Origin of the sequence: Streptomyces sp. NPDC001634 (assembly GCF_040298185.1) — a bacterium.
In the GTDB taxonomy this organism is placed as follows: Bacteria; Actinomycetota; Actinomycetes; order Streptomycetales; family Streptomycetaceae; genus Streptomyces.
Genome location: NZ_JBEOZU010000014.1, coordinates 110380 through 134051, shown reverse-complemented (window position 1 = coordinate 134051; position 23672 = coordinate 110380). Strand labels below are relative to the sequence as shown.

Annotated in this window: 19 protein-coding genes; 8 read left to right on the top strand and 11 right to left on the bottom strand. The window is 71.5% G+C overall.

Annotated elements, in window-relative coordinates; all coding sequences use genetic code 11:
* Window positions 1–966 (top strand): serine/threonine-protein kinase, encoded by a 966-nt coding sequence (locus ABT186_RS12040; RefSeq protein ID WP_351924829.1) that lies wholly within the window; start codon window positions 1–3, stop codon window positions 964–966.
* 49 nt (window positions 967–1015) lie between these two features.
* On the opposite strand, the gene ABT186_RS12035 is transcribed toward ABT186_RS12040, so the two are convergent.
* A complete protein-coding gene (locus ABT186_RS12035; protein WP_351231485.1) occupies window positions 1016–2302 on the bottom strand; it encodes a streptophobe family protein in 1287 nt (428 codons plus the stop codon).
* A 193-nt stretch (window positions 2303–2495) separates the two neighbouring features.
* On the opposite strand from ABT186_RS12035, the gene ABT186_RS12030 reads away from it, so the two are divergent.
* Window positions 2496–3842: a DUF6777 domain-containing protein gene (locus ABT186_RS12030; protein ID WP_351924827.1), complete on the top strand. Its 1347-nt coding sequence runs from the start codon at window positions 2496–2498 to the stop codon at window positions 3840–3842.
* Between the two features lie 79 nt (window positions 3843–3921).
* A complete protein-coding gene (locus ABT186_RS12025) occupies window positions 3922–4332 on the top strand; it encodes a helix-turn-helix domain-containing protein (protein ID WP_351237647.1) in 411 nt (136 codons plus the stop codon).
* A 35-nt stretch (window positions 4333–4367) separates the two neighbouring features.
* Here the strand turns inward: ABT186_RS12025 and ABT186_RS12020 are convergent, their stop codons facing one another.
* The 3 genes from ABT186_RS12020 to ABT186_RS12010 all read right to left on the bottom strand — a co-directional run bounded on the left by ABT186_RS12020 (window position 4368) and on the right by ABT186_RS12010 (window position 6931).
* Window positions 4368–4970 carry a ClpP family protease gene (locus ABT186_RS12020; RefSeq protein ID WP_351237649.1) on the bottom strand — a complete coding sequence of 201 codons (603 nt, stop codon included), beginning with the start codon at window positions 4968–4970 and terminating at the stop codon, window positions 4368–4370.
* 1 nt (window position 4971) lies between these two features.
* Window positions 4972–5610, bottom strand: a complete 639-nt coding sequence (locus tag ABT186_RS12015; protein WP_502973188.1) for a ClpP family protease — start codon at window positions 5608–5610, stop codon at window positions 4972–4974.
* Window positions 5611–5731: 121 nt separating this feature from the next.
* A complete protein-coding gene (locus ABT186_RS12010) occupies window positions 5732–6931 on the bottom strand; it encodes an epoxide hydrolase family protein (RefSeq protein ID WP_351237653.1) in 1200 nt (399 codons plus the stop codon).
* A gap of 123 nt (window positions 6932–7054) precedes the next feature.
* Between ABT186_RS12010 and ABT186_RS12005 the strand changes: the two genes are divergently transcribed.
* Window positions 7055–7537: a VOC family protein gene (locus tag ABT186_RS12005; protein ID WP_351924825.1), complete on the top strand. Its 483-nt coding sequence runs from the start codon at window positions 7055–7057 to the stop codon at window positions 7535–7537.
* 93 nt (window positions 7538–7630) lie between these two features.
* Here ABT186_RS12005 and ABT186_RS12000 read toward each other — a convergent pair whose 3' ends face one another.
* A complete protein-coding gene (locus ABT186_RS12000) occupies window positions 7631–10159 on the bottom strand; it encodes a glycoside hydrolase family 127 protein (protein WP_351924823.1) in 2529 nt (842 codons plus the stop codon).
* Between the two features lie 166 nt (window positions 10160–10325).
* Entirely contained in the window at window positions 10326–11231 is a 906-nt protein-coding gene (locus ABT186_RS11995; protein ID WP_351229132.1) for an SGNH/GDSL hydrolase family protein, read from the bottom strand.
* Between the two features lie 213 nt (window positions 11232–11444).
* On the opposite strand from ABT186_RS11995, the gene ABT186_RS11990 reads away from it, so the two are divergent.
* Window positions 11445–12974, top strand: a complete 1530-nt coding sequence (locus ABT186_RS11990) for a glycoside hydrolase family 43 protein (protein ID WP_351924821.1) — start codon at window positions 11445–11447, stop codon at window positions 12972–12974.
* A 110-nt stretch (window positions 12975–13084) separates the two neighbouring features.
* Window positions 13085–14683, top strand: a complete 1599-nt coding sequence (locus ABT186_RS11985) for a bifunctional phosphatase PAP2/diacylglycerol kinase family protein (RefSeq protein WP_351924819.1) — start codon at window positions 13085–13087, stop codon at window positions 14681–14683.
* An 11-nt stretch (window positions 14684–14694) separates the two neighbouring features.
* Here the strand turns inward: ABT186_RS11985 and ABT186_RS11980 are convergent, their stop codons facing one another.
* Complete coding sequence (locus tag ABT186_RS11980) at window positions 14695–16194, bottom strand: MFS transporter (protein ID WP_351229138.1); 1500 nt, start codon at window positions 16192–16194, stop codon at window positions 14695–14697.
* Between the two features lie 182 nt (window positions 16195–16376).
* Between ABT186_RS11980 and ABT186_RS11975 the strand changes: the two genes are divergently transcribed.
* Together ABT186_RS11975 and ABT186_RS11970 are read left to right on the top strand one after the other, a co-directional pair.
* Entirely contained in the window at window positions 16377–16718 is a 342-nt protein-coding gene (locus ABT186_RS11975; RefSeq protein WP_351924817.1) for an ArsR/SmtB family transcription factor, read from the top strand.
* A gap of 6 nt (window positions 16719–16724) precedes the next feature.
* On the top strand, window positions 16725–17255 hold the full coding sequence (locus ABT186_RS11970) for an SRPBCC family protein (protein ID WP_351924815.1): 531 nt from the start codon (window positions 16725–16727) through the stop codon (window positions 17253–17255).
* Between the two features lie 4 nt (window positions 17256–17259).
* On the opposite strand, the gene ABT186_RS11965 is transcribed toward ABT186_RS11970, so the two are convergent.
* The 4 genes from ABT186_RS11965 to ABT186_RS11950 form a co-directional block, all read right to left on the bottom strand.
* Window positions 17260–20076: an NHLP bacteriocin export ABC transporter permease/ATPase subunit gene (locus ABT186_RS11965; RefSeq protein WP_351924813.1), complete on the bottom strand. Its 2817-nt coding sequence runs from the start codon at window positions 20074–20076 to the stop codon at window positions 17260–17262.
* Between the two features lies 1 nt (window position 20077).
* Window positions 20078–22312 carry an NHLP family bacteriocin export ABC transporter peptidase/permease/ATPase subunit gene (locus ABT186_RS11960; RefSeq protein WP_502973186.1) on the bottom strand — a complete coding sequence of 745 codons (2235 nt, stop codon included), beginning with the start codon at window positions 22310–22312 and terminating at the stop codon, window positions 20078–20080.
* Window positions 22309–23115, bottom strand: a complete 807-nt coding sequence (locus ABT186_RS11955; protein ID WP_351229142.1) for an HlyD family efflux transporter periplasmic adaptor subunit — start codon at window positions 23113–23115, stop codon at window positions 22309–22311. Before ABT186_RS11955 ends, ABT186_RS11960 begins: the two co-directional genes overlap by 4 nt.
* A 91-nt stretch (window positions 23116–23206) precedes the next feature.
* Window positions 23207–23422 (bottom strand): type A2 lantipeptide, encoded by a 216-nt coding sequence (locus tag ABT186_RS11950; protein ID WP_351229143.1) that lies wholly within the window; start codon window positions 23420–23422, stop codon window positions 23207–23209.
* Between the last annotated feature and the right edge of the window lie 250 nt (window positions 23423–23672).

Here is a 23672-nt window from a genome sequence, read left to right as displayed (position 1 = left end):
ATGACGCACGACATCGGCCCGTTCTCCGGGCCCCCCTCCGAACCGACCGGCAACCGGATCGCCGGTTACCGGGTCGAGCACGAGATCGGCCGCGGCGGCATGGCCGTCGTCTACCGCGCCCGGGACCTGCGCCTGGACCGGACCGTCGCGCTGAAGCTGCTCGCGCCCGAACTGGCCCGCAACGACACGTTCCGGCGGCGCTTCACACACGAGTCCCGGGTGGCCGCGGCCATCGACCACCCGCACATCGTGCCGATCTACGAGGCGGGGGAGACGGAGGGCGTGCTCTACATCGCCATGCGGTACGTCTCCGGACGCGATCTGCGCCGACTCCTCGACCGCGAGGGCCCGTTGCCCGTCGCGACCGCGCTGAGGATCGCCACCCAGGTGGCCTCCGCGCTGGACGCGGCGCATGACCACGGTCTGGTGCACCGCGACGTCAAACCCGGGAACATCCTGGTCGCCGAGGGCACGGACAGCGAGCACCCCGAGCATGTCTACCTGACGGACTTCGGCCTCACGAAGAAGTCGCTGTCGCTGTCCGGGTTCACCACGGCCGGCCAGCTCGTGGGCACGCTGGACTACATCGCGCCGGAGCAGATCTCGGGGAAGCCGGTCGACGAGCGCTGCGACGTCTACGGCTTCGGTTGCGTGGTCTACGAGACCCTGGCCGGGACGCCGCCGTTCCGGCGCGAGGACGACATGGCTCTGCTGTGGGCCCACCAGTACGACGAGCCGCCGCCGCTCACCGGGCAGCGCCCCGACCTCGACGCCGCCGTCGACGCGGTCTTCGCGAAGGCCCTGGCCAAGAGCCCGGGCGACCGGTACGACTCGTGCCGCGCGTTCGTGGCGGCCCTCCGCGCGGCGACAGCGGGCACCGGCCGGGCGGGGCATCCCCCGACCCAGGTCGTCACTCCGGAGGCGCCCGAGCCGCCGGACTGGGCCCGGCCCGTGTTCCGTCCCTGAGACTCACCCCGGAGCGACGGGACCTGCGAAACGGCCTGGACGACCGGACCTACAGGACCTCGCCCCGCCGTCGCACCCTCGTGGCCATCAACCCGCCCGCGAACCCGGTGACGAGCCCCCACACGGCGGCCGACCCGATCGCGCCCCACAGCTCCGGCTCCAGGAACAGCACACCGGACAACCCGCCCCCCAGGTCGCCGATGCCGATGACCGACAGACCGTAGTGTGCCGAGACCCGGGCCACCAGGCAGATCATGAGCACCGTCAGCACCAGCGCGACCGCCATGTGCACGGCATGCTGCCGGAGACGCGTCCGCGCAGGTGAACGCGCCGCCATCACGAACGCGGCGGCGAGGAGCAGTACCGCGTCGACGACCACCAGCCACCACACCCGCCCGTCGTGCTCGGCGAGCGTTCCGAGGTTGAGCGTCGAGACGTCCTTGGTGCGCAGCACCTCGTCGAGCAGATGCGGCATGGGCAGCCCGAACGGTCCGTCCACCCGTCCGTTCCAGGTGGCGCCCAGACCGATGGTGAGCACCGGCCACATCAGATTGGGCAGCCCCAGAAGGATCACCGCCAACGTCTCGGCGGGATGCCCGCGCGTCGCCGCGACCACAAGGGCGATAACGACGCCGATGGCGACATAAGCAAGGAGCAGGGCCACCATGGCGTAGGCGGCCGGGCGCACCGACTCCTGGAAGCGCAGCAACCGGGCCGGGAGTGGGGCCCCGCGCGACACCAGCAGGGCGAGGACCAGCACGCCCGCCAGCCACAGGAGCCCGAAGAGCACGGTCGGTGGCAGGTCCGTCGTGTAACCGATCGTCGGCCGGATGCCGAACAGGTCACCGATGTCGCCGATGGTCCCGTTGCCGAGCGGGACCGTGAAGGTCTGGCGGGCTGCGAGCGCGAGTCCGACGAGCGCCACCAGCCACAGGACGGCGATCCGGGCGGCCCAGCCCGCCAGTTCGGGCGCGCCTGCGACGGCCCGGTGCCGCAGCGGGCGCAGGAATCCGGCGGCGATCACCAGCGCTCCGGCGAGCGTCACCGACAGCGGCATCGCCGTGAGGCCCGCCCGGGTGTCGGCGAGCGCACCGGCGTCGCCCGCCAGCTTCACGGTGCCGCCGACGGCCACGACGACCGTGGCCACGACCACGCGGGGGAACCCGTTGTCGGGGATGTCGGTCCCGCCCGCCGCCCACAGCCCGAGCGCGGCGAACACTCCCATGACGACCAGCCCGGCCAGCACCGTCGCGACGGCCTGGACCCAGCCGTGGGCGGCGACCGGCGGGCCGCCGGTGCGGGCGACGTCCGGGGGGAACGAGGTCGGGGCACTCACCCTGCCACGCTAAGCAGCCCTCCCGCACTCCGCCTGCCGGACGGGCCGACCGCGTGCGGCGCCTCCCTCCGCCGACAGGACCGTCTCCGCTTGCGAGCGGTCTCCGACTCCGGCACACAATGGGCTCGTTGTGCAGGTAAGTAGTGCATGTCGACTCAAGTGCCGCGTGCCTCCACGCCGGGAAGAAGTGCTCGTGAGTGCCGAACCGCCGCCTTCCGGCCGCCCCAAAGGACCTCCCCCCGGCCCTTTGTCGGGCCGTGCGGAACCGCCGCCTTCCGGTCGCCCCGCAGGACCTCCGCCGGGCCCCTTGTCGGGCCGCCCGGAACCGAGCCCCACGCAGCCCGACGGCCGTGTGCCGCCCGGCCCTCCCGGCGGCCCCTCAGGGCCCCCGCCGGGCGCCGGTGAAAACGGCGGCGGCCCGCACCGCCCCTGGTGGAAGTCGGCGCCCCGTGTGGCCCTGATCACCGCACTGGCCGTCGCCGGTGTGGCCCTCGGCCTCGTCCTCACCCGTTCCGGCGGCGGTGGCGGCACCCCCGCCAGGGGCGAGGTCTTCCTTCAGGCCGCCGACAAGACGGGCCCGGACCCGTTCACGGAGTCGTCGGCGACCAACAGCTCGGCGGCCCCCGAAACCCCGACCCCGGCGGGCCCGACTCAGTCCGCCAACGTGACGCGCGCCGTCGACGGCGCCGCGCCCGGCCTCTACGGGGGCACCCGCAACTCCGCGAGCTGCGACACCGACAAGCAGATCAGGGCGCTGCAGGCCGACCCGGCGAAGAACGATGCCTTCGCGTCGGTCCTGGGAATCCGGCCGTCAGCCGTCCCCGCCCATCTGCGCTCGCTCACGCCGCTGCGGCTGCGTATGGACACCCGGGTGACCAACCACGGCTACCAGAACGGCAAGGCGACCAGCTACCAGGCGATCCTGCAGGCCGGCACCGCGGTCCTCGTCGACGGACGCGGCGTGCCCCGGGTGCGGTGCGCCTGCGGCAACCCGCTCACCCCGCCGGTCGCGCAGAAGTCCACGCCGAAGCAGACGGGCGACCACTGGGCCGGGTTCCGGCCGCAGAACGTGGTGGTGGTCGATCCCGCCGCCACGGTCGTCGACGTGTTCGTCCTGTTCGACGTCGACCACAACGACTGGTTCGACCGCCACCGCGGCGACCACACGGGCCGGCACGACCAGAAGACGCATCCGCCGGTGAGCGCGACCCCGTCGGTGAGCGTGTCGACCCCGGCTCCCACCACCTCGCCCTCGCCTTCTCCCACGTCCTCGTCCCCCACCGCACCGTCGTCGTCCCCGCCGCCGACCTCTCTGTCCCCGTCCGCGTCGACGACGCCGCCGCCCACGGAGTCCGCGACCACGTCGCAGCCGACGACCTCCTCCGCCGCCGGGGCACCTCCCACGGCGCAACCGACGACTTCCTCGGCCGCCGGGTCACCCCCCACCTCCGCGTCCGCGGGCACCACCACCCAGTCGGCCTCCTCCCTCGGCACGGCCACCGGTGCCTCCGAGCTGTCCGTGACGACTTCCGGGACCTGATGGCCACGCGGACCTCCGCTTCACCCAGGGCAGAACGCCGGCCTCTTCCCGTGGCGCCCGGTGTCCCTAGGCTGAGGAGGTGAGCAATCATGCGCCGAACGAAGCCCGCGTCATTCCCCTGCGTCCGCAGAGCGCCCCGCCCCGCACAGGCGGCGTGACCCGGCCTCCGGGGACCCCCGCGCCCAAGGAGCCCCTGTGGCGCGACCTCGTCGGTGACGTGCTGCGCCGCGAGCGGCTCGCCCAGGAACGTACGCTCAAGGACGTCGCGGAGGCGGCCCGGATCTCGATGCCGTACCTGTCCGAGCTGGAGCGCGGCCGCAAGGAGGCCTCCTCCGAGGTCCTCGCCGCCGCGGCCCAGGCACTGGGACTCGGCCTGTCCGACCTGCTCTCGCTCGCCCAGGACGAGCTGGCACGGCACGCGCGCGCCGGGATGGTCCGGGGCCGGACGTCGCCGACGTCGCAGTACGACGGTCTGTGCCTCGCCGCCTGACCGACTCGCGGACGTCCGGCCCCGGCGCGCCGGGGTCAGACGAACGCGAGCCGTCGGCTCAGCACTTCGTCGGCCAGCCCGTACGCCACGGCCTCCTCGGCGGTGAACACCTTGTCCCGGTCCATGTCGGCCCGCAGGGTCGCCACGTCGTGGTGCGTGTGCCGGGAGAGGACCTCCTCCACCTGCGCGCGGATGCGGATCATTTCCTTGGCCTGGAGGCTGAGGTCCGAGACCGTGCCCTGCCGGCCGCCCGCGGCCGGCTGCCCGAGGAGCACCCGGGCGTGCTGGAGCACGAACCGTCGCCCGGGGTCTCCGCCGGCCAGGAGCACAGCCGCCGTCGAAGCCGCCTGCCCCACGCAGAACGTGGAGATAGGGGCCTGCACGAACGTCATCGTGTCGTAGATCGCCATCAGTGAAGTGAACGATCCCCCGGGCGAGTTGATGTAGATCGAGATCTCGTGTTCCGGGTTCGACGACTCCAGATGCAGGAGTTGCGCGATGACGACGTTCGCGACCCCGTCGTCGATCTCGGTGCCGAGGAAGATGATCCGCTCCGAGAGCAGCCGGCTGAAGACGTCGTACGACCGCTCGCCCTGCGCGGTCCGCTCGACGACATACGGAACCGTGTACGACCCCATGTCACAACCCCATCCGTCGGCGCGAGGCGGCCGGGCGGACGTCGGCGAGCGACTCCACGACCCGGTCCACCATCCCGTACTCCCTGGCCTGTTCGGCCGTGAACCAGCGGTCACGGTCGCCGTCCCGCGAGATCGTCTCCTCGCTCTGCCCGGTGTGCTCGGCGGTGATCCGCTCGATGGCCTTCTTGGTGAACTCCAGGTTCTCGGCCTGGATCTCGATGTCCGCGGTGGTGCCGCCGATGCCCGCCGACGGCTGGTGCATCATGATCCGCGCGTTCGGCAGCGCAAACCGCTTGCCGCGCGTCCCCACGGTGAGCAGGAACTGGCCCATGCTGGCGGCGAAGCCCATCGTCAGCGTCGACACGTCGTTGGGGATGAGCCGCATGGTGTCGTAGATGGCGAGCCCGGCGGTGACGGACCCGCCCGGGCTGTTGATGTACAGGCTGATGTCGGTGCGCGGGTCCTCCGCCGACAGCAGGAGCAGCTGCGCGCACACGCGGTTGGCCGACGCCTCGTCGACCTGCGTGCCCAGGAAGACGATCCGCTGGGAGAGCAGTTGTGTCGCCAGGTGGTCGTCGAAGCGGCTGGGCGGAGTGTCGCCCTCCTCCGCGCGGGGCGAGAGCGTGGTGAGTGGAGGCAGTGGAGTCATCGGGTCTCCTTGTCGCAGGCACGGATGCCGTTGACTCCACTCTTGACCTCCGACGATCGCCGGATGCGGTATCTCTGCCCGCGGCAGATTCGCTACCGGCAGAGCAGCCGGCTCATTCCTTCTCGCGCAGTTGCCGGAAGAAGGCCCGGACGTCGTCGACCAGCAGATCGGGCTCCTCCATCGCGGCGAAGTGCCCGCCGCGGTCGAACTCCGTCCAGCGCACGATGTTCTCGGTCCGCTCCGCCTTGTGGCGCAGCGGGATCTGAATCTCGGCGGGGAAGACCGCCAGTGCTGTCGGCGCCGTGGACGGCTCGGTGGGCGCGGCGGCCCGGCCTGTGGCATGCGCCCGCTCGTAGTAGATCCGGGCCGAGGAACCGGCGGTTCCCGTGAGCCAGTACAACATCACGTTCGTCAGCAACCGGTCCCGGTCGACGGCTTCCTCGGGCAGGTCCTCCGAGTCCGTCCACTCGCGGAACTTCTCGATGATCCAGGCGAGCTGACCGACCGGCGAGTCAGTGAGTGCATATGCCAGTGTCTGCGGCCGGGTGGAGTGCAGCAGAGCGTACGCCGACGCGTCACCCATCCATGCGGACCAGCGGCGCCACGAGGTGAGCGTGCGCTCCCGCTCCTGGGCGCTGAGCGAGGCCAGCTCCTCCTCGGTGGGCTCGCTCGTCGCCTGCGCGCCCGGCAGCAGATTGAGGTGGACGCCGATCACCCGGTCCGGGTGCGCGCGGCCCAGTTCGCGGGAGATCGCCGCGCCCCAGTCCCCGCCCTGCGCGCCGAAACGCCGGTAGCCGAGCCGGTCCATCAGCTCCACCCACGCATCGGCGATCCGGCCCGCCTCCCAGCCGGTGTCCCGGGTGGCCCCCGACAGTCCGAAGCCGGGGATGCTCGGCACCACGACATGGAACGCGTCGGCGGGATCGCCTCCGTGGGCCGCCGGGTCGACGAGCGGCCCGACCACGTCGAGGAACTCGACGATCGAGCCCGGCCAGCCGTGCGTGATGATCAAGGGGGTGGCATCCGGCTCCGGGGAGCGGATATGGGCGAAGTGGAGGTGGGCCCCGTCGATCTCCGTCGTGAACTGCGGCCACTCGTTCAGCCGTGCCTCGGCGGCCCGCCAGTCGTATGCGTGGCGCCAGTACCGTACGAGCTCCCGCAGATAGTCGCGGGGAACCCCGTACGCCCATCCCACGCCCGGCAGCTCGTCGGGCCAGCGGGTACGGTCGAGGCGGTCGTGGAGATCGTCGAGGTCGCTCTGGGGGATCGCGAGACGGAAGGGCCGGATGCTCTCGGCGGGCGATGACGTCATGGTCGGGATGCTAGTTCGGGGCGCTGGCACCACCATCCGGATTCATGCGCGGCCCGGCCGATGAGTTTCGGCGAGAGGATCGGTCGACACAGGTGACCGCGTCCCACGCTCCAGGAGGTACTCATGGCCACCGAAGGATTCACCACCTGTCTCTGGTTCGACGGCCAGGCCGAGGAGGCCGCGCACTACTACGTCTCGATCTTCAAGAACTCCAGCATCGGGCGGATCGGCCGCTACACCGAGGCCGGACCCGGCCCCGCCGGCTCCGTGATCGCCGTCGACTTCGTGGCCAACGGCCACAAGTTCGTCGCGCTGAACGGCGGCCCGCAGTTCAAGTTCAACGAGGCGATCTCCTTCCAGATCTACTGCGAGAACCAGGAGGAGATCGACTACTACTGGAACAAGCTCACCGAGGGCGGCGGCGAGCCGGGCCCCTGTGGCTGGCTCAAGGACAAGTACGGCGTGTCCTGGCAGGTCATCCCGGACGGGCTCATCGACATGATCGGCGACGCGGATCCCGAGAAGGCGGCCCGCACCACCCGGGCGATGCTGTCGATGGGCAAGCTCGACTTCGCTGCTCTGAAGAAGGCGTACGCGGGCGAGTGAGCACCTCCGGCAGCCTGCCGGCGTCGCAGAAGCAGGAGCTGCATGATGGGGCCGCCCCGCAGGAGGGGCGGCCCCGGGCCGCTTCCGCCGGGGCTAACCGGCCAGCGCCGCCACCTCGGCGGCGCTCAGCGTTCGCCCGTACACCCGGAAGTCGTCGACCGCGCCCTTCAGATACGGGTCCGCGTACTGCGACCTGCCGATGTACCCGGTGCGGATGTGGTTGCCGAAGTACCGCGGCTCCACGGTCATGTGCGCGTTGCGGCCCACCTCCGTGCCGTCCACGTACAGCACCGCGGTGCCGCCGCCGTACGTCACCGCCACGTGCACCCAGCGGCCGCTCGGCAGGGGAGCGGCATCGATGCGCTGCTCGGCGCTCGCGCCCCCGGCGGTGATGGCGTACCGGAGCGTTCCGTCGCCGCTGAGCGGGGTCAGGAACATATTGGCGGTGACACCCGTGCCCAGGTCGAAGATCCGGCTCCAGGCGCCCGGCTGCCCGTCCAGCCTCACCCAGGTCGCGATCGAGTACGCGGAGGCGCCCGCCAGCAGGTCCTCGGCCAGGACGACATGTCCGTCGGAGCCGTCCAGCGCGACCGCCCCCTCGATCCGGCCCGAGGCCGACCAGCCTGCGCCGCCCGCCAGTTGGGCCGTTCTGCCGTTGCCGGTCGCGTCGGCCGCCGCCGTCCCGGATGTCTCGTCGAAGCGGTGCCAGGCCGCGAACTCCGGGGGAGGCGACGGGGGCAGGCCGGTGAGCCAGTACACGTTGTAGTGCTGGTGGTGCACCCGGGCGATCGGCAGCAGCGTGACGTCCTCGCCGTCGGCGCGCGCGGTGAAGCGCAGCGGGTCCGTGGACTCCTGGCGCACGGACGCCACCTCCAGGCGCGGCAGCCACGGGTTCGCCGTGTCGCCGTACGCCCCCGCCAGGACCACCGGACCGTGCAGCACCGCCCGTACATCGGGGTCGTCCGGGGTGGACTCGACGACCGTGCGCATCGGCAGCGACACCTCGACCCGGTCGCCGGTACGCCAGGTCCGCTCCAGCGTCAGCCGGCTCCCGGGCTTCGGGCGGTCGGACAGGGGGCGGCCGTTGAGGGTGGCGCGTGCGCCGTCCGCCCAGGCCGGAATGCGGATCGCGAGCCGGTGCGCGGCTCGTCCTGCGGTCACGGTCAGGGTCGTGGACGACCGATCCGGGAACCCGGTGGTCTGCCGCCAGGTGATGCCCTTCTCGCGCCAGACGACCTCGGACGGGATGAACAGGTTGACCAGCAGGCTGCGGGCGTCGTGCGAGTAGACCGTGTCCGCGAACTTGGCCTGCGTCTCCATGCCGGTGCCGTGGTCGCAGGAGAAGTTGTCGTAGTCGGTCGAGTAGACGTCGGGGTCCGGGCCCATGAAGGACGGCTGCTGTTTGAACGCGCCGGGTGCCAGGCCGGTGTAGTAGATGTTGAAGCCGTGCTCGGAGTCCGGGTCCTGCTCGCCGAGCATCTGGTTGAACAGGGTCCGCTCGTAGTAGTCGAGCAGATCGGTGCGGTCCGGGGCGTGGAAGTGCAGCAGCCGGGTCAGTTTGAGCATGTTGTAGCTGTTGCAGTTCTCGCAGGTGTCGTTGGACAACTGGCCCGCGATGACGTCCGGTTCGTGGAAGGCCTCGCCGTTGCTGTTGCCGCCGATGACGTAGGTGTGGTGATCGGTGACGATCTGCCAGAAGTTCTCGGCGATCGTACGGTAGCGGTCCGGGCGGCCCTCCTCCCACAGCCGCAGCGCTCCGACCACCTTGGGGATCTGGGTGTTGGCGTGCAGCCCGGCGAGCCTGTCCTCGTTGCGGGCCAGCGGGTCGAAGACACGGGCGTGGGTGAAGCGTTCGGCGACATCAAGCCACCTGGTGTCGCCGGTGAGCGCGTGCAGATCGGCGAGGACGTCGTTCATGCCGCCGAACTCCGTCTCCAGGACGCGTTGCATCTGCTCGTACGACAGCTTCGCGGTCCGTTGGTCGACCCACTTGCCCTGGCGGAGCACGACGTCCAGGGCCTGGTGGTTCCCTGCCAGCCGGTACTGCTCGACCAGACCCGCCATGATCTTGTGGATGGTGTAGTACGGCGCCCAGACCCCGGTGCCCGCCTCCAGCCGGTCGAAGAAGCTCTCGGGGAACGCCGACAAATACCCGGTCCCGAAGCCCGCGGCGGGCGACGCGGCCTGGCATTCGGCGAGCGCGGCCACGAGCCGGCGGCCCTTGTCGCGCAGTGCCTGATCGCCCGTGTTGGCGTAGGTGAGGGCGAGACCCGAGAGGAGATGGCCGGTCGAATGCCCGCGCAGCTCCACGTTCGGTCCCTCCCAGCCCCCGCACGGCTGGGCGCTGCCGGCGAGGCCGACGTTCGTACGGAAGGTGTGGAGCAGCCGGTCGATGTCGACGAAGCGCAGATAGGCGGAATTGCGGTGCTGGTTGTCGCGGAACGGGCCGTCCAGCAGCGTCACCGCGTCGAGGGGAAAGGGCCGGGTCGGTGCGACGGCGTTTCGGATGGTGGCGCGGGTTGCGGCCCGGGCGGTTCCCGCGCCGGTTGTGGCCAGGGCCGTCGTCGCCGCGACCGCGCCCGTGGCGGCGAGTAACTGGCGTCTGCCGAGAGGTGGGTTCATCACCAAGTCCTCCGCATGTCGGAGGCGGGGTGGTGGTGTCCCTCCACTACCCCGCACTCGTTCGAAATACCGAATGATGTGCGACATGCTGTGCAGGGCTCCACGCTAGGCACCTGACGGTTGATGTCAACAGGGCCTGGAGAGACGGATGGTGAGCGGTGCGCCGTCAGTTCAGGTGCGCGGCGATCGTCCCGGTGATCTCCCGTGCGATCCGAAGGATGCCGGGCGAGCGGACCGGGCACGGTCTCGGGGTCGATGTCGTCGGGGTCAGACAGAAGTGCAGGTAGTCGTCGTCACGGTGCAGGGCCGTGCGGTCGCGGGCCGACTGGGTGCAGTACTCCGGGTGGTCGTGCTCGTACGGGGTGCACGGCAGGTACTGCGCCCAGGTGTAGCGGCCCGAGGACGGGCTGACCGTGCCGCCCGCGTCGGAGACGAGGTCACCGGAGTCGCGCGCCTGCTTCTGGTACATCTCGTTCACGCGCCGGACCCGGTCGGGTGTGATCGGATCGGGTCCCTGCAGCACCCAGACGATCCTGGGCCGCCCGGCGCCGCCCGCCGCGTCGATCTGCCGGGTGAGCTTCGCGGCGTCCGCGGCGTACCGCGTGAAGTACTCGGTTCGCGCCGAGTCGTAGGTGATCCCGTCCATGCAGGGTGTGTAGCCCCACGAGTTGCCCCAGAACTGGAGCACCACGAAGTCCGGGTGGGTCGCGCGCACCAGCGCGGCCGCCTTGTCCGCGGCAGGCACGAGCGACCGCTCCGCGACGCCCTCCAGGTAGTCGCACAGCGTGGTGCCCGAATAGGGGGCGCTCGTGTACGTCGCATGCAGCTCGCTCTTCAGCTGTCGCCCCAGCACCTTCTGGTTCTCCATCGCGATCGAGTCGCCCAGGTAGAGCACGGTGGGAGCCTTGGCGGGGTCGGTGCCCGGCGTGGCCACCGCCCGTTGGTGTGTCGTGGCGGAGGCCCCCGGGATCTCGGGCGCGGGCGGTGCCGCCTCGGGCCCCGACACCGGATCCCCGCATGCGCCGAGCAGCAGCCCGGCCATCAGCACCCCCACGATCCACGGCTTCCGCATGCCGCAACTCCCGCCCCGACCGCCGAAAGGGCTCCCCAGGCAAGCACAGCCGGGCACCAGGGGGAAGACGTACGACGGCCGAGCCTGGTCTGCCGGCTGCGTCCTTGCCTTGCCCAAGTCCCGTACCGCCGCCTGGAGTTCGGCTCCGCAAGGCTCGCTCGCCGGTACGCAACTTTCCAACGCCTCGCAGGGGCCGGGAAAGGACTGCTGCACATGCGGACGTACGCCAACCCCGTGATCGGCGGGTTCCACCCCGACCCCAGCGTGTGCCGCGTCGGCGCGGACCACTACCTGGTGTGCTCCAGCTTCGAGTACTTCCCCGGCGTCCCCCTCTTCCACAGCCGGGACCTGGTGCACTGGCGGCAGATCGGCAACGTCCTCGACCGGCCCGGGCAGTTGGTCCTGCCGGACGGTGTGCCGGCCTCGGCCGGCATCTACGCGCCCACCATCCGGCACCCCGACGGCCGCTTCTACGTGATCACCACCGAAGTCGGCGGCAGAGGCAACTTCATCGTCACCAGTGAACGCCCCGAGGGCCCGTGGTCGGATCCGGTCCCGGTCGGCCTGCCCGGCATCGACCCCGATCTGGCCTGGGACGAGGACGGGTCGTGCTGGTGTGCCGTCGCCGGCGTACAGGTCGCCCGGATCGACCCGGCGACCGGCGCCGTACTGGAGGGCCCACTGCCCGTCTGGTCCGGTACGGGCCTGCAACATCCAGAGGCTCCGCACCTGTACCGCATCGGCGCGTGGTGGTACCCGATGCTGGCCGAGGGCGGTACGGCGCACGGGCACAGCGTGTCGATCGCCCGCGCCCGCTCCCCGCGTGGACCCTACGAACCGGCTCCGGCCAACCCGATCCTCTCCCACCGCAGCACCGATCTGCCGATCCAGTGCACCGGCCACGCCGATCTGGTGTCGGCGCCCGACGGCACCTGGTGGATGCTGCTGCTCGGCACGCGGCCCCGCGGCTACTTCCCCCACTTCCACGTCCTGGGCCGTGAGACCTTTCTGACCCCGGTGGAGTGGGTCCACGGGTGGCCCCGGGTAGGGCCGGTGCGGGAGCGTCACCCGGCCCCGGCGGCCTGGCATCCCGTCGAACCCCCGCCGGAGCGGGACGACTTCGACACCGCGGACCCGGCGCAGTACTGGATCTCCCCGCGTCGCAGGCCGGAGGGCTCCTGGTCGTTGCAGGAGCGGCCCGGGTGGCTCACTCTGACCGCCACCGGGAACTCCCTCGACCGCGCGGGCCACACGTTCCTCGGCCGCCGGCAACAGCACCCCGACTGCCGGGTGGTCGTCCGCATGGATCCCGGCTCGGGCCGGGGCGGCCTCTCCGTTCGCATGGACGAGGCCCATCACTACGACATCGAGGTGAGCGGGGGAGCGGTGAGCGTGCTGGCCCGCATCGGGCCGCTGCGGCAATGCCTGGCGCGTCAGCACGTGCCGCCGGGCGAGGTGACCTTGGCCATCGGCATCCGTACGACCGGGGTGCTGCCGCCCACCGTGTCAGCCGCGGACCGGGCGGCGGACGACGCGCTCGGCGTCAGGCCGGGCGGCCCGGACACGATCACCTTCTCGCTCGGCGGGCCGACTCCCGTAACTCTGGCCGAACTCGACGGCCGCTACCTCTCCACTCAGATCGCCACCGGGTTCACCGGCCGGGTGATCGGCATGTACGCCACCGAGGGCAGCGTGGCCTTCGACTGGTTCGAGTACGAGCCGGCCGCCGGATCCCCGGCATAGGGCCCGGCAGTCGTCCGAAAGTTTCGAAGCCTCCGCCGCACGGAGCAGTGCCGTCACCGGTTGGGGCCGCCCCGGATGCCGGTACGTCCCGGGCCGGGTACCCGTGGAACATGCGTTTCCTCGGCGAGCTGGACCAGCGGCTGTTCACCCGGGTCGCCACCGCCCGGGTCCCCGGCGCCGATCCCGCGCTCACCCGGCTGAGCCGCTCCGCCGACCACGGCCGGCTGTGGCTCGGCGCGGCGACCGGGCTCGCGGCGCTCGGCGGCCGCACGGCCCGGCGCGCCGCCCTGCGCGGGACCGGTTCGCTGGCGCTCGCCTCGCTCACCGTGAACACCCTCGTCAAGTGGAGCGCCCGGCGCCCGCGGCCGCTCCTCGAGCTCGTACCGCAGATCCGCCACCTCACCCGCCAGCCACACACCACCTCCTTCCCCTCCGGCCACTCCGCCTCGGCCGCGGCCTTCGCCACCGGCGTCGCTCTCGAATCCACCCGCTACGGCGCGCTGATCGCCCCCGTTGCCGCGGCCGTCGCCTTCTCGCGGGTCTACGTCGGCGTGCACTATCCGGGGGACGTCCTGGCCGGGATGGCGATCGGGGCCGGTGCGGCGGTGCTCACCTGCCGTTGGTGGCCGCCGCGCCAGGTGAACCCCGAGCGGGAGCGGCCACCGGCCCGGGCCCCCGCCCTGCCCGACGGCGACGGGCTGGTCGTCTTCATCAACAGCCGCGCCGGAACCGGCGCCCCGGCCGCCCCGCTGCCGCCCGCGGTCCTCCTTGCCGAACTGCTGCCCCGGGCCGAACTCGTCGAGCGCGGCCCGGACGACGACTTCGCCGCGCTCCTGGACCGGGCGGTGCTCCGTGCAGTCGAGCTGGGCGGTGCGCTGGGTGTCTACGGCGGCGACGGCACCGTCAACGCGGCGGCCCGGGCCGCGGCCCGGCACGGGCTGGCCCTCGCGGTGTTCCCGGGCGGCACCCTCAATCACTTCGCGCTCGACGTGGGCGTACCCCACCTGGAGGACACCGCGAGCGCCGTCGTCCGCGGCGAGGCGGTCGCCGTGGACATCGCGGTGGCGGCACCCTTGGCGTGCGAGGCGTCCGATACGGACATCGAGTTCCTGAACACCTTCAGCATCGGCCTCTACCCCGACCTGGTCCGCCTGCGCGAACGGCTGGAGCGCCGCTGGGGCAAACGGCCCGCCGCGGCCCTGGCGCTCATCCGGGTGCTGCGTATCGCGACCCCCGTCGACGTGCGCCTGGGCGGGCACCCCCGCCGTCTGTGGCTGCTCTTCGCGGGCAACGGCCGCTACGTCCCCGACGGCTTCGCGCCCGCCTTCCGGCCACGGCTCGACGACGGATTGCTCGATCTGCGCCTGATCGAGGGCGATCACCGGCTGGCCCGTACCCGCGTGGCGGTCTCGGCGCTCCTCGGGGCCCTCGGACGTTCCCGGGTCTACCGGGCCGAGCGGGTGCCCTGGGTGCAGGCCGACGGCCTCCGGGGTACGGACACTTTCGCCTACGACGGCGAGGTCGCCCCTGCGGCCGGCGCGTTCCGGCTGGAGAAACGGCACCGCGCGCTCGTGGTCTACCGCCCGGCCGTCCCGGGGAACGAGATCGCCCAGCAGGCACGGCTCGCCGCGCTCGCCGCCCGGTACCGCAGACAGCGGAGGGGCCGCCGTTTCCCTGCGAACGGCGGCCCCTCGGTCCCGGAGGAATGATCACACGGTGATCACATGTGGACGACCGGAGCGGCGTCGGCGTGGGGCTGCCGGGCGCCGCGGCGGTAGAGCAGGAACGCGATGACCGCACCCGCGGCGAAGAACCCCGCCGACCACCAGAAGGCGGTGGTGTAGCTCTCGATGGTCGCCTGCGCCCGGACCAGCTTGCTGGTGGCGTCCTTGCCGGCCAGGTAGTCGGTCGCGGCGCTCGCGGCCAGCGTGTTCAGCAGGGCCGTACCGATCGAACCGCCCACCTGCTGCATGGCGTTGACCGCCGCGGAGGCGACACCCGCGTCCTCGGCCGCCACTCCGCCGGTGGCGAGCTGCATCGCGGGCGGCATCACCAGGCCGAGGCCCACGCCGATCACGACCAGCTGCGCCAGCACCGCGGTCGCGTAGTGCGAGCCGAGTCCGATGCCGGTCAGCCAGGCCATACCGGCGGCGGCGACGGCGAAGCCGAGCGGGATGACGGCCTTCGGGCCGATCCGCGGCAGCAGCACCGTGGTGCCGAGCTGCGCCGTCACCATCAGCGCCCCGACCATCGGCAGGAACGCCACACCGGTCTTCGTCGGGCTGAAGCCGAGGTTCAGCTGGAGGTAGTAGGTGAGGAAGAGGAACACGCCGAACATGCCCGCGCCGGTGATCAGCACCGCGAGGTACGAGGCCGCGCGGTTGCGGTCGAGCAGGATGCGCAGCGGGAGCAGCGGGTGTGCGGCGCGGGTCTGCCACCAGGAGAAGGCCGCGAGCAGCACGCCGCCCGCGATCAGGAAGCCCCAGGTCTGCGGGGAGCTCCAGTCATGTGTCTCCGCGTTGGAGAAGCCGTAGACCAGGGCGAAGAGTCCGCCGGCGACCAGGACCGTGCCCGGCACGTCCAGCTTGGAGTTCGCGGCGTCGCGGTGGTTGTCCAGCAGCAGCCAGCCGCCCGCGAAGGCGACGACAGCGATGGCCACGTTGACGTACAGCGTCCAGCGCCAGTCCAGCGCGTCGGTCAGGATGCCCCCGAGCAGAAGGCCGACCGCACCACCTGCGCCGGCGATCGCGCCGTACACGCTGAAGGCCCTCGCCCGCTCACGGGCGTCCGTGAACGTCGTGTTCAGCAGTGACAGCGCGGCCGGTGCGAGCAGCGCGCCGAAGGCGCCCTGCAGGGCGCGGGCGGTGACCAGCATGCCGAAGCCGGTCGCGGCGCCGCCGAGTGCCGAGGCGGCCGCGAAGCCGACGACGCCGACGAGGAAGGCGGGCTTGCGCCCGAACAGGTCCGCGATCCGTCCGCCGAGCAGCAGAAGGGAGGCGAACGCCAGCGCGTAGGCGGTGACGATCCACTGCCGGTTGGCGTCGGAGAAGCCCAGGTCCGCCTGGGCGGAGGGCAGGGCGATGTTCACGATGGTGGCGTCCAGCACCACCATCAGCTGGGCGATCGCGACGACCGCCAGGATCCACCACCGCTTCGGCGAAGCGGTCGGCAGCGCGTCCACGGCACCCGTGCGGGTGCCGTCCTTCACCGTCTGGGACATGGGAGAACCACTCCAGGGAAAGTCGCTCGGTCAAACGGCTCATAAACGAAACCGTTTCGTACACCTGGAGGCTAAACCCCTTCGAGCGAAACGGCAACGTTTCGATCCTGTGGGTCCGGTCTCCGGTCCGGTGGCGCTTCCATTCCTTGACGGGAATATAACCGCAGGGGCATATTGGGCTCGTGGCCGATGCCTCCCTGTGGACCGCCCTCGCCGATCCCCACCGCCGGGCCATCGTCGCGCTGCTCCTGGAGCGACCGCGGCCCGTCGGTGAGATCGTCGAGGCGTGCGGTCTGAGCCAGCCGAGTACGTCGAAGCACCTGAAGGTGCTGCGCGACGCGGGCCTGGTGCGCGTACGACAGGACGCGCAGCGCCGGGTGTATGCGCTGGACCCGGCCCCGATCGCCGCACTCGACGCCTGGCTCGCCCCGTACCGCGCGCTCTGGAACAGCAGTCTGGACGCTCTGGGCCGGCGCCTCGACGAGACATCGGACGACCCGCAGGCCCCCTCCCCGAAGGACTGATCAACCATGGCCGCCGACCTCACCGGCACGTACCTCACGCTCGACGACGGCCGTCCCGCCGTCCGCTTCAGCCGCGTCTACGATCACGCGATCGACCGCGTCTGGCGGTTCGTTACCGATCCCGACGAGCTCGCCCAGTGGTTCCCCTCCCGCGCGGACTTCGACCTGCGCCCCGGCGGCACCGTCAGGTTCAGCGGGGACCCGAACATGCCCGAGTCGACCGGCACGGTCGTGGCCGTCGACCCGCCCCGGCACCTCTCCTTCGAGTGGGGCGGCGACGAGCTGCGCTTCGACCTGGAGGAGCTGGACGGCAAGCGCACCCGCTTCACGCTCACCAACGTCCTGGGCGAGGAGAACACCGCCGCCCGCAACGGCGCCGGCTGGGAGGTCTGCCTCTCGGCCCTGGACGCCAAGGCCCGCGGCGCGAGCTTCGAGGGCCCGCACGCGGGGATGAGCGCCCCCTGGAGGGAGTACTACGAGGCCTACGTGGAGGCCGGGATCCCGTCGGGCGCGCCCATTCCCGGCGCGGACGCCTGACCGCTCAGGCCATCTGCCTGCGCACCAGCTCGTGCAGGCGCCCGCTGGTGTCCGCGAGAAGCTGCGTCGGCGGGCCCTGCTGGGCGACCTTGCCGTCCTCCATCACGATGACGCGGTCCGCGTCCAGCACGGTGGAGAGGCGGTGGGCGATCACGATCCGGGTGGCGTTCAGGGCGCGGGTGCTCTCGATGACCCTGCGCTGGGTTTCGTTGTCCAGGGCGCTCGTCGCCTCGTCGAAGAACAGGATGCGCGGCCGGCGGATCAGCGCCTGCGCGATCATCAGACGCTGGCGCTGGCCGCCGGAGATCGCGCCGCTGCCCTGGACGATGGTGTGCAGCCCCATCGGCATCCGCTTGATGTCCTCGGCGAGGCCTGCCATCTCGGCCGCCGCCATCGCCTCCTCGGGCGTGTAAGGCTCGGTGCCGCAGATGACGTCAAGAATCGAACCGGTGAACGGCTGCGCGTGCTGGAGCACCACCCCGCACTGACGGCGCACCGCCGACTGGTCGAGCGCCGCCAGGTCCTGGCCGTCGTACAGGACACTCCCGGAGACCGGTTTGTCGAAGCCGATCAGCAGGCGCAGCAGCGTGGACTTGCCGCAGCCGCTCGGCCCGACGATCGCCACGAACTCGCCCGGTTTCACATCGAAGGACACGTCGTCCAGGACCAGGGGGCCGTCGTCGGCGTACCGGAACGAGAGCCGGCGCGCCTCGATGCCGCCGGACAGAAGGCCCGGCCGCGTGCTCGCCGTGCGCACCTCGGGCATGGCGTCCAGCACCGGCTTGATCTCCTCGAACAGTGGCAGCGCCGCCACCGCCGAGACGAACGCACCGGTCAGCTGGGTGACCGAGGTCAGCAGCATGGTCACCGACGTGTTGAACGTGAGGAAGCCGGAGGCCGACAGCGCGCCTCTCGCCGGGCCCGCGAGGAGCATGAACAGCAGCAGGGAACACAGCGGCAGATAGACCGCGCCCAGAACGGTGGTGAGGTTCTTGATCCGGCCGACCTTCTGCTGCAGTTCACGGCTGTGCGCGAACTCCCGCGCCCAGGCGGCGTACGCATAGTTCTCGGCCGCCGCGACCCGCAGCTTGGGCAGGCCGCGCAGGGTCTGGAACGCCTGGTTGTTCAGCTTGTTGGTGAGCTGGACGAGCCGTCGTTGCCAGCGCACCTGCCACAGTCCGAGCCCCAGGAACACGGCGGCGATCACCACGAGCATGCCCACCGCGGCCAGCGCCATGGGCACGCTGTACCAGAGCAGCAGCCCCAGGTTCATCGCGCCCACCGTCACCGACTGCGCCACCGTCGGACCGACCCCGGCGAGCAGCCGGCGGATCGCGCTGACGCCCATCGCGGCGCTTGCCAGCTCTCCGGTGGAGCGCTCGGCGAAGAACTTCGTCGGCAGCCTCAGCAGCCGGTCCCAGACCGCCGGCTGGAGCGTCGCCTCGATGCGCCCCTCCAGACGCAGGATGGTCAGGTTCTCCAGCAGCATGAACGCCGCCGCCACCACGCCGGAGACCATGATGGCGAGGCAGACCTGGACGATCAGTCCGGTCTGCGCCTTCGGCACGTACTCACCGAGCACCTTGCCGGTGGCGATGGGCACCAGCGCGCCGATCGCGACGGTCACCAGACCGCTGAGCAGGAGGCCGACGAGGTCGCCGCGCGTACCGCGCATGCTGAACCGCAGCAGCCGCAGCGGACCCAGCCGCTGGTCGGGCAGCGGACGGTAGAACATCACCGCACGCGGTTCGAACTCCGCCGCGTTCGCCTTCTCGATCGGCGTCTCACGTCCCGACGACGGCTGGACGGCGACATAGCCGCCACGCCGCCACAGCAGGGCGACCGGCGCGCCGGACAGGGCCCGATGGCCCACCAGCGGGCCGACGTTGTCGTGCCACCAGCGCCCGTCGAGCCGTACGGCCCGGGTACGGACGCGCGAGGCGATCGCGATGCGCTCGACCGGGTCGAGGCGGTCGCTCTCGGAGCCGCTCTGCGCGGGCTCGGCGAGCGTGATTCCCGTCGCGCCCGCCACCAACTTGCACGCCGCGTAGGTGGCGTCGGCGTCGGCCGCCGTCGTGCGCTGCGCCGACGACTTGCCGATCGAGGCGAGCAGGGTCCGGTCGGCCTGGGCGCGGACCGCCTCACCCGCCTTGATTCCCGCGGCCGTACGGGTCTCGTGCGTGCGCTCCAGTTGCTCGATCCACCGGTCGAGGGCGGCAAGCAGCCGGTACTGCTGGTCGACCATGGCCTGCCAGACCGCGGGGTCCATCAGCAGATCGGCCGCCGCCTCCGCCCCGTACAGCGCCCCGTACTGGACACTGCCCGGCGGCACCTGCATCCAGAACACGTCGTCGTCGGTGATGTCGGCGGCCCGCTCGGTGGCCATCGGCGCCTGGAAGAGGATCGACAGACCGCGGCCGACGCCCAGGGCGAGGGCGTACTCCAGGGGACTCGTCGTCGGCGGCACGTACTGCGGGTTGCCGTACTCGTCGTACGACCAGGTCTGTGTGTCGACCGGCTGGTACAGCTCGCGCAGCTGGATACGGCGCACCACGCAGTCGCGCACCGGCCGGGCGACCAGGGTGTGCTGGGGGCCGGCGACCGGGCCGAGGAGCAGGGAGCCGGCCTCCAGACGGCCGAGGTGATGCCAGTGGCCCTGTACGGCCGCGTCCACCGCGAACAGGTCCAGCGCGCCGGACGCGACCAGCCACAGGACCTGCGGCCCCTCCAGGTCGAGCCGGCCCATGCCGGAGCAGTCGATCGGAGCGCCCATCCCGCCGAGGGCGCCCAGGACGACGTCGCCCTCGTGAACCGCCGTCATCTCATCGCTCCCTGACCAGCTCGGCATACGCCCCGCCGGCCGCCACCAGGGCGGCGTGCCGCCCGCGTTCCACGATCGTGCCGTGCTGGAGCACCACGATCTCGTCGCTGTCGCGCACGGTGCTGAGCCGGTGCGCGATCACCACGCAGGCGCAGCCGCGCTTGCGCAGATTGTCGATCACGGTCTGCTCGGTCTCCGCGTCCAGTGCGCTGGTCACCTCGTCGAGGACGAGGATGCTGGGGTCGCGCACCAACGCCCGTGCGATCTCCAGGCGTTGGCGCTGCCCGCCGGAGAAGTTCCGTCCGTCCTGCTCCACCCGGCTGTGGATACCGCCCGGACGGCGCATCACGACCTCGTACAGGGCCGCGTCCCGCAGCGCGGCGACCACCGCGTCGTCCGGGATCGACGGGTCCCACAGCGCCACGTTGTCGCGGACCGTGCCCTCGAAGAGGAAGACGTCCTGGTCGACGAAGGAGACGGAGGCGGCGAGCGCGCCGCGCGGAATGTCCTCCAGGCGCTGTCCGTCGATGCGGATCACGCCCTCCCACGGTGCGTACAGGCCCGAGATCAGCCGGGACACCGTGGACTTGCCGCTGCCGGAGCCGCCCACCAGCGCCACCTGCTGTCCGGGGCCGACCGTCAGGTCGAAGCCGCTCAGCAGCGGCTTGTCGAGCGGGCTGTAGCCGAACGTGATGTTCTCCAGCTCGACATGGCCGTGCAGCCGCCGGGTCGACTCCCGGCCGCCCGAGCGGCCGTAGAGCGGGTCGGCCCGGAAGCTCTCCACGTCCTTGAGACGGGCCACGTCCGCGGCGAAGTCCTGGATGCGGCCCGCGACCCCGTTCAGGCGGGTGACCGGTGCGGTGAAGCGGGTCACCAGCGACTGGAACGCGACCAGCAGGCCCACCGAGATATGGCCCTCGACCGCGCGCATACCGCCGATCCACAGGATCAGCGCGCTGTTGAGCGTGGCGAGCGTCGGCGCGACCACGCCCAGCCAGGCGCTCGGCACCCCGAGCCGCTGCTGCTCCTCCAGGGTCGTGGCGTGCTGTCCCGCCCACTTGCGGAAGTAGCCGTCCTCGCCGCCGGTCGCCTTCATCGTCTCGATCAACTGCAGGCCGGTGTAAGCCGTGTTGGTGAGCCGGGCGCTGTCCGCACGCAGCTTCGCCGTGCGCGTGGCCCGCAGCCGTACGACGACCCGCATCGCCACCACGTTGAGCAGCGCCACGCCGATGCCGACGAACGTCAGCTGGGGGTCGTACGTGTACAGCAGCACCGCGTAGAGCACGACGACGATCGCGTCGACGCCCGCCGCCGCGAGATCACGGGCCAGGGTCTCGGCGACCGCGTCGTTGGACTGGAGCCGCTGCACCAGGTCGGCGGGGCTGCGCTGGGCGAAGAACGTCACCGGCAGCCGCAGCAGATGGCGCAGGAAGCGGGCGCTGGAGAGCGTGGAGGAGATGATCCGGCCGCGCAGCAGATTCGCCTGCTGCAGCCAGGTCAGCACGATCGTGAGCACCACACAGGCCGCCATGGACGCGAACAGCACGCCCAGCAGCGAGGTCTGCCCGCCGATCAGGAACATGTCGATGTACGTGCGGCTCAGCGCGGGCATCGCCGCACCGACCGCCACCAGCAGGAGACTCGCCAGGACGGCGGCGGGCATCGTGCCCGAAGTGCCGCGCAGCCGGGCGGGCATGGCGCCGAGCACGCCGGGTCTGCGGCCGCCCTTCTCGAAGCCCTCGCCCGGCTCCATCACCAGGACGACTCCGGTGAAGCTGGTGTCGAAGTCCTCCATCGGCACGAAACGGCGGCCCTTGCCCGGGTCGTTGACGTACACGCCCCGGCGGCCGAGGCGGCGCCCCATACCGTCGTAGACGACGTAGTGGTTGAACTCCCAGAAAAGGATCGCGGGAGCCTTCACCTCCGCGAGCGCGGCCGTGTCCATCTGCATGCCCTTGGCCGTCAGGCCGTAACTGCGGGCAGCCTTGAGGAGGTTACTGGCACGCGAACCGTCGCGGGAGACGCCGCAGGCGATGCGCAGCTCTTCCAGTGGGATGTGCCGGCCGTAGTGGCCGAGGACCATGGCAAGCGAGGCGGCGCCGCACTCCACGGCTTCCATCTGCAGCACGGTGGGCGTACGGACGGGCCTGCGCCTGCCCTTGGGGACGGGGCGCTTCTGCGGCGCGGCGCGGCGTCTGCCCCGTACCGGAGGCAGAGTGTCCTGGGGAGCGGTCACGGCAGGAGCCAATCGATGGGACGCTGATCGGCCATGCGGATCGAACCCGAGGCCAGGGTCATGGAGGAGAGCGTGAACGGCGGGCCGTCCGCGGACGACCACCGGTAGCCGCTCTTCGTGCCCGACGACGTGTCGAGCCGCACGAGTACGGCCACCGGGCGGCCCTTCCTGGTGAACTGCTCGCCCAGCTGGCTGTCCCCGAGGAACTCGGCGATCTGCTGCGGCGACTGGGCCGTGCGGTCCACGGACTTCACATGGCCGCGCAGCACGCCGTACGACTGGGCCGGCACCGACTGGACGGTGAGGTCGACGGAGGCGTTCGCGGGGATGGACGCGGCATTGTCGGCGGGGACGTACACCGTTGCGTACAGCGGGTCCGATGCGTGGGCGACCTTCTCCACGGCGGCGACATTCGCCCCGGTCTGGATGATCTGGCCGATGGTGGCGGCGAGCGCGGTGATACGGCCCGCGGCGACCGTGCGGACGACCGAGTCGCCCTGACTCGTACGGACCTTGAGGACCGGGGAGTTCGCGGGCAGTCGCTCGCCCTCCTGAGCGAGGATCGCGGTGACCTGCCCGGCCACGGGGCTCTGCAGGATGTAACTGCCCTCCCCGTGCGTGAGAATGGCGGGCGCGCTGACGGTGGAGGCCACCGAGCCGGTGACGGCCCAGACGGACGCGGCGGCCATGACGACCACCGTCACCGAGAGGGCGAGCCAGCCCTGGGGACGCGCGAAACGCACCGGGAGGTCGAGCTCTTCGGGCGACTGCAGCTTGGCGAGGGCCTGCCTACGGAACTGCACGGAACTTCCCTCACCTGTCGGAGAGATTTACGGCATCCGAGAGTCCCGGAACCGGGAGGCAGTTCCGGGACTCAACGGCACAGAGGTGCGATCAGAGACCGGCGACCAGCTGGGTGACCGGGGCGGTGTTCAGGCCGGTGACACCCTCGACGGTGCCGACGGCCGTGCCGGCCAGGCCGGAAACCGGGGCGACGCCGTCCACCAGGCCGGTGACGGTGCCAACGGCGTTCAGCTGCAGGCCACCGGAAACGGCGTCCAGCTCGGCGTCCGAGATCTCGGCGGTCTCAACCTGGGGGGTGGAGTTCATGATGGAACTTCCCTTCGTATGGATATTCACAAGGGGGAGAGCGGCCCCCCTCTGGGGACAGACGGTCGGCCGCGGTCCGCGGGCGCCGGGCACCCGTTGCCGGGCCCCTTCGGGTGGCTCCCGCGGTGCAACGGATCAAAGCACGCCGACGCGCGGCGACTCCAATCAACCAGCCCTCTCACCAGGGCAATTGATGTCGCGAAGCGTCGATCCGTGCAGGCGTGCGCACGCCTTGGCGGCGACTTCTTCA